Annotated in this window: 12 protein-coding genes; 5 read left to right on the top strand and 7 right to left on the bottom strand. The window is 71.6% G+C overall.

Features of this window, described 5'->3' with window-relative positions; all coding sequences use genetic code 11:
• Nucleotides 1-14: 14 nt before the first annotated feature.
• Nucleotides 15-1280, bottom strand: a complete 1266-nt coding sequence (gene fahA, locus ACFZCY_RS13230) for a fumarylacetoacetase (protein WP_391171935.1) — start codon at nt 1278-1280, stop codon at nt 15-17.
• 462 nt (nt 1281-1742) lie between these two features.
• Here fahA and ACFZCY_RS13225 point away from each other — a divergent pair, with 462 nt between their 5' ends.
• The 4 genes from ACFZCY_RS13225 to ACFZCY_RS13210 all read left to right on the top strand — a co-directional run bounded on the left by ACFZCY_RS13225 (nt 1743) and on the right by ACFZCY_RS13210 (nt 6197).
• Nucleotides 1743-2750 carry a polyprenyl synthetase family protein gene (locus tag ACFZCY_RS13225; protein ID WP_055555992.1) on the top strand — a complete coding sequence of 336 codons (1008 nt, stop codon included), beginning with the start codon at nt 1743-1745 and terminating at the stop codon, nt 2748-2750.
• Between the two features lie 238 nt (nt 2751-2988).
• Nucleotides 2989-4269, top strand: coding sequence for a DUF2092 domain-containing protein (locus ACFZCY_RS13220; RefSeq protein ID WP_391171933.1), 1281 nt, complete (start codon nt 2989-2991; stop codon nt 4267-4269).
• A gap of 40 nt (nt 4270-4309) precedes the next feature.
• Nucleotides 4310-5263, top strand: coding sequence for an ATP-binding cassette domain-containing protein (locus ACFZCY_RS13215; protein ID WP_391171931.1), 954 nt, complete (start codon nt 4310-4312; stop codon nt 5261-5263).
• On the top strand, nt 5250-6197 hold the full coding sequence (locus tag ACFZCY_RS13210; protein ID WP_391171928.1) for an ABC transporter permease subunit: 948 nt from the start codon (nt 5250-5252) through the stop codon (nt 6195-6197). Before ACFZCY_RS13215 ends, ACFZCY_RS13210 begins: the two co-directional genes overlap by 14 nt.
• 49 nt (nt 6198-6246) lie before the next feature.
• Here ACFZCY_RS13210 and ACFZCY_RS13205 read toward each other — a convergent pair whose 3' ends face one another.
• The 3 genes from ACFZCY_RS13205 to ACFZCY_RS13195 form a co-directional block, all read right to left on the bottom strand.
• Nucleotides 6247-7248 carry a M20/M25/M40 family metallo-hydrolase gene (locus ACFZCY_RS13205; RefSeq protein ID WP_391171926.1) on the bottom strand — a complete coding sequence of 334 codons (1002 nt, stop codon included), beginning with the start codon at nt 7246-7248 and terminating at the stop codon, nt 6247-6249.
• Nucleotides 7249-7417: 169 nt separating this feature from the next.
• Nucleotides 7418-8410: an EamA family transporter RarD gene (rarD, locus tag ACFZCY_RS13200; protein ID WP_391171924.1), complete on the bottom strand. Its 993-nt coding sequence runs from the start codon at nt 8408-8410 to the stop codon at nt 7418-7420.
• Nucleotides 8411-8530: 120 nt separating this feature from the next.
• Nucleotides 8531-9388: an NAD(P)H-binding protein gene (locus ACFZCY_RS13195; protein WP_391171922.1), complete on the bottom strand. Its 858-nt coding sequence runs from the start codon at nt 9386-9388 to the stop codon at nt 8531-8533.
• A 202-nt stretch (nt 9389-9590) separates the two neighbouring features.
• Here ACFZCY_RS13195 and ACFZCY_RS13190 point away from each other — a divergent pair, with 202 nt between their 5' ends.
• Nucleotides 9591-9902, top strand: a complete 312-nt coding sequence (locus ACFZCY_RS13190) for a winged helix-turn-helix transcriptional regulator (protein WP_391172140.1) — start codon at nt 9591-9593, stop codon at nt 9900-9902.
• 42 nt (nt 9903-9944) lie between these two features.
• On the opposite strand, the gene ACFZCY_RS13185 is transcribed toward ACFZCY_RS13190, so the two are convergent.
• The 3 genes from ACFZCY_RS13185 to ACFZCY_RS13175 form a co-directional block, all read right to left on the bottom strand.
• Nucleotides 9945-11027, bottom strand: a complete 1083-nt coding sequence (locus ACFZCY_RS13185; RefSeq protein ID WP_391171920.1) for a thiamine pyrophosphate-dependent enzyme — start codon at nt 11025-11027, stop codon at nt 9945-9947.
• On the bottom strand, nt 11020-12969 hold the full coding sequence (locus ACFZCY_RS13180; protein WP_391171917.1) for a 2-oxoacid:acceptor oxidoreductase subunit alpha: 1950 nt from the start codon (nt 12967-12969) through the stop codon (nt 11020-11022). The genes ACFZCY_RS13185 and ACFZCY_RS13180 overlap by 8 nt, the downstream gene beginning before the upstream one ends.
• Nucleotides 12970-13202: 233 nt before the next feature.
• On the bottom strand, nt 13203-13874 hold the full coding sequence (locus ACFZCY_RS13175; RefSeq protein WP_361485172.1) for a response regulator transcription factor: 672 nt from the start codon (nt 13872-13874) through the stop codon (nt 13203-13205).
• Nucleotides 13875-13896 lie beyond the last annotated feature (22 nt).

Here is a 13896-nt window from a genome sequence, read left to right as displayed (position 1 = left end):
AAATTAGCAGTCGCTCATGACGCCGCCGGAACAACGTGGCCGGTCACCTCGCCCATACCGATGCGGGCCCCGTCAGGGCCGGGCGCCCAGGCGGTGAGGGTCACCTCGTCGCCGTCCTCCAGGAAGGTCCGGGTGCCGTCGGGGAGGCGCAGCGGATCGCGCCCGCCCCAGGTGAGTTCGAGCAGACAGCCCAGCTCGTCCGGGCGCGGGCCGCTGACCGTGCCGGAGGCGAAGACGTCGCCGGTGCGCAGCGAGGCGCCGTTCACGGTCAGATGGGCGAGCTGCTGGGCCGCGGTCCAGTACATGGCGGAGAACGGGGGCCGGGAGACGGTGTGGCCGTTGATGGCGACCTCGATGCGCAGGTCGAACCCGCCGGGCTCGGCGGCCGAGTCGTCGAGGTAGGGGAGCGGCGGGACGTCGCGGGCGGGCGGGGCGGTACGGGCCGCGGCGAGGGCGTCCAGCGGGGTGACCCAGGCGGCGAGGGAGGTGGCGAAGCACTTGCCGAGGAAGGGGCCGAGGGGGCGGGACTCCCAGGCCTGGATGTCGCGGGCGGACCAGTCGTTGAGGAGGCAGACGCCGAAGACGTGGTCGTGGAACCCGGCGAGCGGCAGCGGTGTATTCAGAGGTGAGGGGGCGCCGACGACGAAGGCGACCTCGGCTTCGAAGTCGAGGCGCAGCGAGGGGCCGAAGACCGGCCGGGGAGGAGCGGGCGATGAGGGAGCGGGCGATGCGGGGGCGGGCGGGGCCGGGGGCAGGTGCTGGCCGTGGGGGCGTACGACGGGCGAGCCCGAGACGAGCACGGTGCCGGCCCGGCCGTGGTAGCCGACCGGCATGTGCTTCCAGTTGGGGGTGAGGGCGTCGCCGTCCGGGCGGAAGATCTTCCCGGCGTTGGAGGCGTGATGCTCGCTGGCGAAGAAGTCGACATAGTCCGCCACCTCGATCGGGAGGTGGAGCGCGAGGGTGGCGAGGGGGTGCATCAGGGGCTCGATGGCGTGCCGGTGCGCCGGGTTGGTCAGCCAGTCGCGCAGCTCCGCGCGGACGGCCTGCCAGACCGGACGGCCCGCGGCCATCAGCGGGTTGAGGGAGGAGGCGCCGAGCAGTTCGGCGTGCGGGGAGGCCGCGGCCGCCGCGGCGGCGCCCGCGTCCAGCACATGGCTGCCGTAGCGCACGCCGATTTTCCGCAGATGGGGGGCGTCGGAGGTGGTGAACACGCCATAGGGGAGGTTGTCCGGGCCGAAGGGATCGCCTTCGGGCAGGTCGAGCGGGCTTCGCTGCGCCATGGGTGGTGCCTCGCCTTCTCCTCGTCGCCACGGTTGGCCAGCCACACCCTATGGCCCGGGAGGTTTCCGCCCCGGTGGGGCGACTGCCGCCGCGCACCCGCCCCGGTTCACCGGCCCGGGCTCCCGGCGGCGGCCTCCGCCGGACCGGTGATGCGGTTCGTCCGCGGCACGCAGTACGCGTCGCCCCGGCTGGCGAAGGCGGTGGCCTCAGCACACGGATGAGCGGCCCTCCGGGGCCGCTCCGGTCCCCGATCGGTGCACGCTCGGGGGCCGCCTGATGAATGATCTGCTGGTGATCGCGGTATCGCGTGGGTGAGCCGGTCGATTCGGGAGAGGGCGTTGTGCTGCGCACAAGGCGGGAAGGCGCCCACAGTGATCGATACCCGACCGGATACGCTGCCTTTTGGTGGAGGCGGCGACACATCGACATTCCGCGTGAACGTAGGCAGACAGGAGTACCCCGTGAGCGTCATCGGGCCCTTCGGGCTGAGCGTGCGGGACCGGACTCTGGAAGCCGACACCCAAGCCGGGCTGGCGGCTGTCGAAGAGGGCCTGCTGGAGGCCACCAAGAGCGACGTGCCGTTCATCACCGAGGCGGCCCAGCATCTGGTGCGCGCGGGCGGCAAGCGTTTCCGGCCACTGCTGGTGCTGCTGGCCGCGCAGTTCGGCGATCCGTATGCCCCCGGTGTCGTCCCCTCGGCGGTCGTCGTCGAGCTGACGCATCTGGCCACGCTCTACCACGACGACGTGATGGACGAGGCCGAGGTGCGGCGCGGGGTGCCCAGCGCCAACGCCCGCTGGGGCAACTCGGTGGCGGTGCTCACCGGTGACTTCCTCTTCGCCCGCGCCTCGCACGTCCTGGCCGATCTCGGCCCGGAGGCGGTGCGGGTCCAGGCCGAGGCGTTCGAGCGGCTGGTGACGGGCCAGATCCTGGAGACCGCGGGACCGCGCGGCCGCGACCCCATCGAGCACTATCTGGACGTCCTCGCGGGCAAGACGGGCTCGCTGATCGCCGTCTCCGGGCGGTTCGGCGCGATGATGTCGGGCGCCGACGAGTCCATCGTCAACATCCTGACCCAGTACGGGGAGCGGCTCGGGATGGCCTTCCAGCTGGCCGACGACGTGCTGGACATCGCCAGCGACAGCCACGAGTCCGGCAAGACCCCCGGCACCGATCTGCGCGAGGGCATCGCCACCCTCCCCGTGCTGCACCTGAGGGCACAGGCGGAGGCGACCGGCGCGCCGGAGGACCGGGAGCTGTGCGAACTGCTCGCGGGCGACCTCACCGATGACGCCCGCCACGCGGAGGTCCTGCGGCGGCTGCGCGCCCACCCCGCCCTGGAGCAGGCCCGCCAGGACACGCTGCGCTACGCGGCGGAGGCCCGTTCGATGCTGGCGCCCCTGCCGGCGGGCCCGGCCAAGGCGGCCCTGGAGGGCCTGTGCGACGCGGTGGCCCACCGGGCCGGCTGACCCCTCACCCCCTTGGGGGGAGCGGATCCCCCTACGGGATACCCCGAGGGGGATCCGACCCGCGGCGCGGGCCGTCATACCCGAGCAGTACACGGACTTGATCCTGCGGGCTGACGTAATCGGTCTTGCGATTTGGTGGGATGAGAACACCACCACATGGCGGGATCGGGAGACAATGGCCCGAGAGGTGGACGAGTGCAGGCTGACGACCGCCGCCGACGACGGAGGTAGAGCACACATGGCACGGATCCGACCGATACAGGTCGCCGACGACGGCTTCTGGGACGAGGAACGACCGACACGCCGCACCAAGGCGCTCCGCTACGGGGCTCCGGTCGCGGTGGCGGGCATCGCGGCCGCCACGATCGGGCTCGTCCCGGCGCTGGCCAGCAGCGGAGCCCCCGACCTGCCGAAGATCACGGCACAGCAGCTGATCAGCAAGATGGCCGCCTCGGACCAGCAGCAGGTCTCCGGCTCAGTGAAGATCACCACGGATCTGGGTCTTCCGACGCTGCCGGGCGGCGGCTCCCTCGCCGGTCTCGCGGGCGACCTCGGCGGCGAGAAGGGCGGCGCGACCGCCTCGCCGGAGTCCAAGCTCACCGAGCTGGTGTCCGGTACGCACACCCTGCGGGTGGCCGCCGACGGCCCCGACAAGCAGCGGGTGTCGATCGTGGAGAACGCCGCCGAGTACAGCATGATCCACAACGGTGATCAGCTGTGGGCGTACGACAGCGGCAGCAACTCCGTCTACCACTCCACCGGCCCGAAGGGTGCCGCCGAGGGCAAGCGCGACCACCGCGGCCAGACGCCCCGCGACCTGGGGGACGCCACCCCGCAGCAGTTCGCCAAGCAGATGCTCTCCGCCGTGGACGACACCACCTCGGTGACGGTCGACGGCACCACCCGGGTCGCCGGGCGGGACGCCTACCAGCTGCTGATCAAGCCCAAGCAGAGCGCGTCCACGGTCGGCGAGGTCCGTATCGCGGTCGACGCGGACAACGGGGTGCCGCTGAAGTTCACCCTCACCCCGAAGAGCGGCGGCAAGGCGGCCGTCGACGTGGGCTTCACCAAGGTGGACTTCGGCAAGCCCGCCGCGGGCACCTTCGACTTCACGCCGCCCAAGGGTGCCAAGGTCACCGAGGGCAGCGCCCGCGACCACCAGGAGAAGGGCTTCCAGCACGGGAAGGGCTTCAAGGACCGGTCGGCCGGGAAGGACGCCCTGTCCGGTCCGGGCGCCCTGTCCGGGCTGAACGTCACCGGCAAGGGCTGGGGCACCATCGCCCGCCTCGACGACCAGGGCGCCGGTGGGTCCGGCGGCGCTTCCTCCGCCCCGGGCGGCGACAGCGGAGCGGCCTCCGGCCTCCTCGGCAGCTTCGGCAAGAAGGTCAAGGGCGACTTCGGCTCCGGCACGGTGTTCAGCACCCGCCTGGTGAACGCGCTGATGACCGACGACGGCAAGGTGTTCGTCGGCGCGGTCGACAAGGACGCCCTGGTCGCGGCCGCCAACAAGGCCAAGTAGGGCTACGCGGCGCCGCGTCACCGCAGAGGAAGGGGAGCCCGTGGACGAGCCGTCCGCCGATCCCGTGGTGGAGACCCGCGGGCTCACCAAGCGCTACCGGGGCGGACAGCTCGCCGTCGACGGGCTCGACCTGACCGTCCCGCGCGGCAGCGTCTTCGGCTTCCTCGGGCCCAACGGCTCGGGGAAGACGACGACCATCCGCATGCTCATGGGGCTGATCGAGCCCACCTCGGGCGGCGCCCGGCTGCTCGGGCGGCCGATGCCGCGCGCCGCCCGCAGCGTGCTGCCGAGGGTGGGCGCCCTCATCGAGGGGCCCGCCCTCTACCCGTATCTGAGCGGCCGGGACAATCTGCTGCGCTACGACGCCGCCGACCCGACCGCCGACCCCCGCACCCGTGCCGCCCGCGCCGCCGCGGCCCTGGACCGGGTCGGGCTCGGGGCCGCGGCGGGGAAGAAGGCCCGGGCGTACTCGCTGGGGATGAAACAGCGCCTCGGCCTGGCCGCCGCCCTGCTCCAACCGCGTGAGCTGCTGGTTCTCGACGAACCGACCAATGGGCTCGACCCGCAGGGCATGCGCGAGATCCGCACCCTGGTGCGCGAGCTGGCCCGCGAGGGCACCACGGTCTTCCTCTCCTCGCATCTCCTCGACGAGATCGAACAGGTCTGCACCCATGCGGCGGTCATGGCCCAGGGACGGCTGATCGCCCAGGGCACGGTCGCCGAGCTGGCGGCGGGCAGCCGCGGCAGACTGTCCGTCACCACCCCCGATCCCGCCGACGCCGTCCGCGTCCTCAAGGAGCACGGGGTGACGGACCTGGTGGTCCTGGAGGAGCGGGTCTCCGGCGAGCTGCCCTCGCCCGCGCCCGAGCCCGCCGACCTGAACGCCGCCCTGGTGCGCGCCGGGGTGCGGGTACGGGCCTTCGGCGCCGAGGGCGCCTCGCTGGAGGACGCCTTCGTCGCGCTGACCGGGGAGGGGTTCGATGTCGCGGGCTGAAGCGGCCGAAGCCGCTGGATCGCCTGGATCGGCTGGATCCGCTGAATCGGCAGTCACGTCCCGGCCGCGTCCGCTGTGGACCCTGACCCTCTTCCGCAGCGAGCTGTCCATCACCTTCCGCCGCTGGCGGACGCTGGCGCTGCTCGGGGTGCTCGCGGCCGTCCCGGTCCTCATCGGCGTCGCCGTGAAGATCGAGACCAGCGACGGCGGCGGCTTCGGCCGCGGCGGCGGGGGAGGCGGGGGAGGCGGAGCGGGCGGCGACGGGCCCGCCTTCTTCTCCCAGATCACCAACAACGGGATCTTCCTCGTCTTCGCCGCGCTGGCGGCGACCCTGCCCGTCTTCCTGCCGATGGCCATCGGCGTGATCGCCGGGGACTCCATCGCCGGTGAGGCGGGCCCGGGGACGCTGCGCTATCTGCTGGTCGCCCCCGCCGGGCGCACCCGGCTGCTGCTCGCCAAGTTCGTCACCATCCTGGCGTTCTGCCTGGCCGCGACCCTGGCGGTGGCCGCCGCCGGACTGGCGACGGGGGCGATGCTGTTCCCGCTCGGCGATGTCACGCTGATCTCCGGCACCTCGGTGTCGTTCGGCGACGGACTGGTGCGGGCGCTCGGCGTGGCGGGCGTCGTGGCGCTCTCACTGGTGGGGATCGCGGCGGTGGGCCTGTTCGTCTCCACCCTCACCAACAGCGGCATCGCGGCCATGGCGACCACGGTCGGGCTCGTGGTCACGGTGCAGATCCTGGACACGATCCCGCAGCTGCACGCGATCCAGCCGTATCTCTTCCCGCACTACTGGCTCAGCTTCGCGGATCTGCTCCGCCAGCCGGTCTACTGGGACCAGCTGATCAAGAACGCCGAGCTGCAGGGGCTGTATCTGGCCGTGTTCGGCTCGGCGGCCTGGGCCCGGTTCACCGCGAAGGACATCACGGTCTGAGCGGTCGGCGTACCGCCGTACGGACCGCTCAGACCGTGCTGTCAGCGCGTCAGGAGGACAGCGTCCAGACGGCGTACGCGATGGCGTCGCTGTTGCGGTCCAGCGCGGTGTCGTTGGTGTTGGACGTGGTGTCGCACGAGCGGTGGTAGCAGCGGTCGAAGGCCTGACCGGAGGTGCCGCCCCACTTCTGGGCCTGGGCGGCGGTCTTGATGTAGTCGGCGCCGCTGAACAGGCCGCCCACCGGGACGCCCGCGCTCTTGAACGGGGCGTGGTCGGAGCGCCCGTCGCCCTCGGTCTCTATCTCCGTCGGCACGCCCTTGGCGGCGAAGAAGTCCTTGAAGACCCCTTCGATCCGGGTGTCGTCGTCATAGACGAAGTAGCCCGGGTTGGGCGAGCCGATCATGTCGAAGTTGAGATAGCTGTCGATCTTCGCCCGATTGGCGGACGACAGGCCGTTGACGTAGTTCCGGGACCCGACCATGCCCAGCTCCTCGGCGCCCCACCAGGCGAACCGCAGATGCTTGGTGGGCTTCAGCCCCGAGCGGGCGACGGTGAGCGCGGTCTCCAGGACGCCCGCGGACCCCGAGCCGTTGTCGTTGATGCCCGGACCCGCGGTGACGGAGTCCAGGTGGGCGCCGGAGAACACCACCTTGTTGGTGTCGCCGCCGGGCCAGTCGGCGATGAGGTTGTAGCCGGTGGAGCCGCTGGAGGTGAACTGCTGGACCGTGGTGGTGAACCCGGCCGCGTCCAGCGCGCCCTTGATGTAGTCGAGCGACGCCTTGTAGCCGGGGCGGCCGTGGGCGCGGTTGCCGCCGTTGGCGGTGGCGATGGACTGGAACTTGGTCAGATGGGCCTTGACGTTCGCGAGCGAGACGTCCGGTACCGCCAGGGCGGCGGCCGCCGGAGGCGGCGGGGGAGCCGCGGCGGCGGCTGAGGTGGCGGGGGCGGCCGAGACCAGCGCGGCGATCGCCGCTCCGGTGGCGACGGCGGCGGCCGCCCGGCGGGACGCGGATCTTCGGGGGGTGTGGCGCGGGTCAGCACATGACGACATGGGGGGCTCCGATTCCGAACGGGGACTGCACGGAATGACGCGACGCTGTGTGATGCACGGACGTACGTACCCATGGGGGTGGTGGAGCGGTACGACAAGATGTTTCTGAGTGGCGCGAGGCTGATGCTCCGGGTGTGACTGACCCTGCGTCAAGAGCGGGAACCGGACATCACCCGCCGGATATCGGGCCCGGCTGCGTCTCCGCCGCCTTGACCGGCGCCGCGTCCGCCAGCGCCGCGGCCTCCGCCAGCGCCTGCCGCGCCCGGTGGCCGGTCCGCAGCGCGTCCCAGGTGAGCAGCGCGAGCGCGAGCCAGACGAGGGCGAAGCCCGCCCACCGCTCGGGCGGCATGGACTCGTGGAAGACGACCAGCCCGAGGATGAACTGGGAGGTGGGCGTGAGGTACTGGAGCATCCCGATCGTCGACAGCGGCAGCCGTACCGCCGAGGCCCCGAAGAGGATCAGCGGCGCCGCGGTGACCAGCCCGCAGCTCGCCAGCAGCGCCGAGTGCGCCACGCCGCCGCCGCTGCCGAACGTGCTGTCGCCGCGCGCCGTGAGATAGCAGAGGAAGCCGAGCGCGGGCAGGAACTGGACGGCCGTCTCGGCGGCCAGCGACTCCAGCCCGTCCAGCCCGATCCGCTTCTTGACCAGGCCGTAGGTGGCGAAGGAGAAGGCCAGGGTGAGGGCGATCCAGGGCGGCTTGCCGTAGCCGACGGACAGGACGACCACCGCCACCACGCCCACACCGACCGCCACCCACTGCGCCGGGCGCAGCCGCTCGCGCAGCAGCAGCACGCCGAAGGCGATGCTGACCAGGGGGTTGATGAAGTAGCCGAGCGCGGTCTCGACGACGTGTCCGCTGTTGACGCCCCAGATGTACAGGCCCCAGTTGACGGAGATGGCGGTCGCGGCGAGCGCGACGAGACCGAGCCGCCGGGGCTGCCGCAGCAGCGGCCCGATCCAGGACCAGCGGCGCAGCGCCAGCAGGATGAGCCCGACGACCACCAGCGACCAGACCATGCGGTGGGCCAGGATCTCGACCGCGCCCGCGGGCTGCAGCAGTGGCCAGTAGAGCGGGGCGAGGCCCCACAGGCCGTACGCGGCGAAGCCGTAGACGAGACCGGCGCGGTCCTGGTGGTGCTGGGTCTGCGGCTGCGTCTGCACAAGGCCCTCCCCGACGGCGTGTAGGCCCTGCTGAGGGGGCCCGTCCGACGGTAGCGCCGGGCGGCCCGCCTGTCATGCCCGTATCCGCGATACGGGACTGACGGGCGGGCCGCACCCGGGTCAGCCCTTGAGGGCCACCGCGACGGAATCCGCGATCGGCGTGGTCGGGCGGCCGATCAGCCGGGCCAGGTCGCCGGGGGTGGCGGCCAGCCGCCCGCGTCCGATCGCCGTGTCGACGTCGGCCAGGATGGCGGCCAGCGGCTCGGGCAGGCCCGCGCCGGTGAGGATCCCCCGGACCTCCTCCTCGGAGACGGCGCGGTAGACGATCTCCTTGCCGGTCTGGCGGGCGATCTCGGCGGCGTACTCGGCGAAGCTCCAGGCGGTGTCGCCGGACAGCTCGTACGCGGTGTTCTCGTGGCCCTCGCCGGTCAGGACGGCGACGGCGGCCGCCGCGTAGTCGGCGCGCGAGGCGGAGGCGACCCGGCCCTCGCCCGCGGCGGCGACGACGGCGCCGTGCTCCAGCACGGGGGCCAGCTGCTCGGTGTAGTTCTCGTTGTACCAGCCGTTGCGCAGCAGGACGTACGGCAGACCGGACTCGGTGAGGGCCTGCTCGGTGGCGTGGTGCTCGTCGGCGAGCGTGAAGTCGGCGGCCGGGCCGCCCAGCACGCTGGTGTACGCGAGCAGCGCGACCCCGGCCTTCTTGGCGGCGTCGATGACGGCCTGGTGCTGCGGGACGCGCTGCCCGACCTCGCTGCCGGAGATCAGCAGCACCTTGTCGCCCGCGGCGAAGGCGCCGCGCAGCGTCTCGGGGCGGCTGTAGTCGGCCACCTTCAGGGTGACGCCGCGGGCGGCGAGCGGGGCGGCCTTGTCGGCGTCGCGTACGACCGCGGTGATCCGGTCGGCCGGAACCTTCTCCAGCAGACCCTCGATGACGAGGCGGCCGAGGTGCCCGGTGGCTCCGGTGACGACGATGCTCATGGGGGAATCTCTCTTCTGATCGCGTGGGGTCTCGTGCATCCGATGTGCTCTCCACCCTAGGCACAGCGCTAACCATTCGAAAGTACCCACTTTGACGTAAGGTACTGGCATGGGAGTAAGTGAGAACGCCGAGAGGGTGCGCCTGTGGACCGGGGCCGAAGGCGGCCCCACGGCCTGCCCCTCGCGGCTGATCCTGGAGCACATGACCAGCCGATGGGGTGTGCTGGTCCTCGCCGTCCTGCTCGACGGCACCCACCGCTTCAGCGAGCTGCGGCGCACGATCGGCGGGGTGAGCGAGAAGATGCTCGCCCAGACGCTCCAGACCCTGGAGCGCGACGGCTTCGTCCACCGCGAGGCGCACCCCGTCATACCGCCGCATGTGGACTACTCGCTGACCGACCTGGGCCGGGAGGCGGCGCGCCGGGTGTGGGCGCTGTCGGTCTGGGCGGAGGAACACGCTCCGCGGGTGCTGGCGGCCCGGGAGGCATACGACGCGGCCAGGCCGGGTGCGTAGACCCCGGCCTGGCCGCGTCGTGGTGAGAGATGGCCGTACGGCTCAGCCGACGACCGTCCAGGTGTCGTTCCCCGCGAGCAGCGCGCCCAGGTCGCCCTTGCCCTTGCGCTCGACGGCGGCGTCGATCTGGGTCGACATCTGGTCGTCGTAGACCGGCCGCTGGACGTCCCGCAGCACCCCGATGGGGGTGTGGTGCAGGGTGTCCGGGTGGGCCAGCCGGGACAGCGCGAACGCGGTGGTGGGGGAGGCCGCGTGGGCGTCGTGGACCAGGATCCGGTCCTCGTTCTCCGCGGTGACCGCGACGACCTCCAGATCGCCGGTGGCCTGGTTCCGTACGACGCCCTTGGCACCATCGGCGCCGAAGCGGATCGGCCGGCCGTGCTCCAGCCGGATCACGGCCTCCTCGGCCTGCTCCTTGTCCTTGAGCGCGTCGAAGGCGCCGTCGTTGAAGATGTTGCAGTTCTGGTAGATCTCCACCAGCGCGGTGCCCGGATGGGCGGCGGCCTCGCGCAGCACCTGGGTGAGGTGCTTGCGGTCGGAGTCCACGGTGCGGGCGACGAAGCCCGCCTCGGCGCCGAGCGCCAGTGAGATGGGGTTGAACGGGGCGTCCAGGGAGCCCATCGGGGTGGACTTGGTGATCTTGCCGACCTCGGAGGTCGGGCTGTACTGGCCCTTGGTGAGGCCGTAGATGCGGTTGTTGAAGAGCAGGATCTTCAGGTTCACATTGCGGCGCAGCGCGTGGATGAGGTGGTTGCCGCCGATGGACAGCGCGTCGCCGTCACCGGTGACCACCCACACCGACAGATCTCTCCGCGCGGCGGCGAGGCCGGTGGCGATGGCGGGGGCGCGGCCGTGGATCGAGTGCATCCCGTAGGTGTTCATGTAATACGGGAAGCGGGAGGAGCAGCCGATGCCGGAGACGAAGACGATGTTCTCCTTCGCCAGCCCCAGTTCGGGCATGAAGCCCTGGACGGCGGCGAGGATCGCGTAGTCACCGCAGCCCGGGCACCAGCGCACCTCCTGGTCGGACTTGAAGTCCTTCATGGACTGCTTGCCCTCGGCCTTGGGCACCAGGGACAGCGCCTCGGCCAGGGCGACGGGCCGCTGCGAGATGGTCTCAGTCATCGATGGCCTCCTTGAGGGCCGTCGCCAGCTGCTCGGCCTTGAACGGCAGCCCCCGCACCTGGGTGAAGGAGCGGGTGTCGACGAGGTACTTGGCGCGGATGAGGGTGGCGAGCTGGCCGAGGTTCATCTCGGGCACGACGACCTTGTCGTAGCGGGCCAGCACCTCGCCGAGGTTGGCCGGGAAGGGGTTGAGGTGGCGCAGATGGGCCTGGGCGATCCGGTCGCCGGCCCGGCGCACCCGGCGCACCGCGGCGGTGATCGGCCCGTATGTCGAGCCCCAGCCCAGCACCAGGGTGCGGGCGTCGCCGGTGGGGTCGTCCACCGCCAGCTCCTCGACCTCGATGCCGTCGACCTTGGCCTGCCGGACGCGGACCATGTGGTCGTGGTTGGCCGGGTCGTAGGAGATGTTGCCGGAGCCGTCCTGCTTCTCGATGCCGCCGATGCGGTGTTCGAGCCCCGGGGTGCCGGGCACGGCCCACGGGCGGGCCAGGGTCTGCGGGTCGCGCTTGTACGGCCAGAAGACCTCGGTGCCGTCGGCGGTGGTGTGGTTGGGGCCGGTCGCGAACTGGACCCGCAGATCCGGCAGGCCGTCGACCTCCGGCACCCGCCACGGCTCCGACCCGTTGGCCAGGTAGCCGTCGGACAGCACGAAGACCGGGGTGCGGTAGGTGAGGGCGATCCGCGCCGCGTCCAGCGTGGCGTCGAAGCAGTCGGCCGGGGTCTTCGGTGCCACGATCGGCACCGGCGCCTCGCCGTTGCGCCCGTACATCGCCTGCAGCAGGTCCGCCTGCTCGGTTTTGGTCGGCAGCCCCGTGGACGGCCCGCCGCGCTGGATGTCGATCACCAGCAGCGGCAGCTCCAGGCTGACCGCGAGCCCGATGGTCTCCGACTTCAGCGCCACGCCAGGACCGGAGGTGGTGGTCACCGCGAGCGCTCCGCCGAACGCGGCGCCCAGCGCCGCGCCGATGCCCGCGATCTCGTCCTCGGCCTGGAAGGTGCGCACGCCGAAGTTCTTGTGCTTGCTCAGCTCGTGCAGGATGTCGGAGGCCGGGGTGATCGGGTACGAGCCCAGGAACAGCGGCAGATCCGCCTGCCGGGACGCGGCGATCAGCCCGTACGACAGCGCCAGGTTGCCGGAGATGTTCCGGTACGTCCCGGCCGGGAAGGCGCTGGCGGCGGGCGCCACCTCGTAGGAGACCGCGAAGTCCTCGGTCGTCTCGCCGAAGTTCCACCCGGCCCGGAAGGCGGCCACGTTCGCCTCGGCGATCTGCGGCTTCTTGGCGAACTTCTGACGCAGGAACGTCTCGGTGTTCTCCGTGGGCCGGTGGTACATCCACGACAGCAGGCCGAGCGCGAACATGTTCTTGCTGCGCTCCGCCTCCTTCCTCGACAGCCCGAACTCCTTCAGGGCCTCGATGGTCAGCGTCGTCAGCGGCACCGGGTGCACCTGGTACGCGTCCAGCGAGCCGTCCTCGAGCGGGCTGCGGTCGTAGCCGACCTTCGCCATCGGGCGCTTGGTGAACTCGTCGGTGTTGACGATGATGTCGGCACCGCGCGGCACGTCGCCCAGATTGGCCTTGAGCGCGGCCGGGTTCATCGCCACCAGCACGTCCGGCGCGTCGCCGGGGGTGAGGATGTCGTGATCGGCGAAGTGGAGCTGGAAGCTCGACACGCCGGGCAGGGTTCCGGCGGGGGCGCGGATCTCGGCCGGGAAGTTCGGCAGGGTCGACAGGTCGTTCCCGAACGACGCCGTCTCCGAGGTGAACCGGTCTCCGGTGAGCTGCATACCGTCACCCGAGTCACCCGCGAATCGGATGATCACGCGATCCAGACGGCGGACCTCCTTGCCGCCGTCCGGTGTACCCCGTTCTCCGGCGAGCCCTCGCTCGCCCTGCTGATCGGCTGGTTCGGCCTGCTCGGCCGGGCTGACCTGGCTGGTCACTGCTTCGGACCTCCCTCGAGGCGGCGCACCTGGACCGTCGGTGCCGACCGGTTGTCCCATGACCATCGTACGTCGGTAAGGCTCGCCTTCCTTGGGCGGACCACCTGATGGATTCCGCGCCAAGTGTCCGTGATGTCATGATGTGACACGACTTTCCCCGTCCCCCGTGGTGTCATTTCCAGTGATCCCCTCACTCGGCCTTTGGCCCCGCTTTGGTCCTACGACCACGGGCGTCAGGAGTTGAGGTAGGTGAGCACCGCGAGCACCCGGCGGTGATCCCCGTCACTCGGCGACAGGCCGAGCTTCAGGAAGATGTTGCTGACGTGCTTCTCCACCGCGCCGTCGCTCACCACCAGCTGCCGGGCGATCGCCCCGTTCGTCCGGCCCTCCGCCATCAGGCCCAGGACCTCCCGCTCCCGCGGGGTGAGCCCGGCCAGCACATCCTGCTTACGGCTGCGGCCCAGCAGCTGCGCGACCACCTCGGGATCCAGCGCCGTACCTCCGCGGGCCACCCGCACCACCGCGTCCACGAACTCGCGCACCTCGGCCACCCGGTCCTTGAGCAGATAGCCGATGCCGCGGCTGCTCCCGGCCAGCAGCTCGGTCGCGTACTGCTCCTCCACGTACTGCGAGAGCACCAGCACCCCGATCCCCGCATGGTCACGGCGCAGCTGGATCGCGGCCCGGACCCCCTCGTCGGTGTGGGTGGGCGGCATCCGTACGTCCGCGACCACCACATCCGGCAGCGCGTCCTCGTCGGCCAGCTCGCGGATCGCCTTGATCAGCGCCTCCGCGTCGCCCACCCCCGCGACGACCTCATGGCCGCGGTCGGTCAGCAGCCGGGTCAGGCCCTCCCGCAGCAGCACCGAATCCTCGGCGATGACCACCCGCACTCTGTCCTCCACCACGATGCCCGGCCCCCAGTCG

Source organism: Streptomyces sp. NPDC007983, from assembly GCF_042958345.1.
Taxonomy (GTDB): Bacteria; Actinomycetota; Actinomycetes; order Streptomycetales; family Streptomycetaceae; genus Streptomyces.
This window is presented reverse-complemented; position numbering and strand designations above follow the sequence as displayed.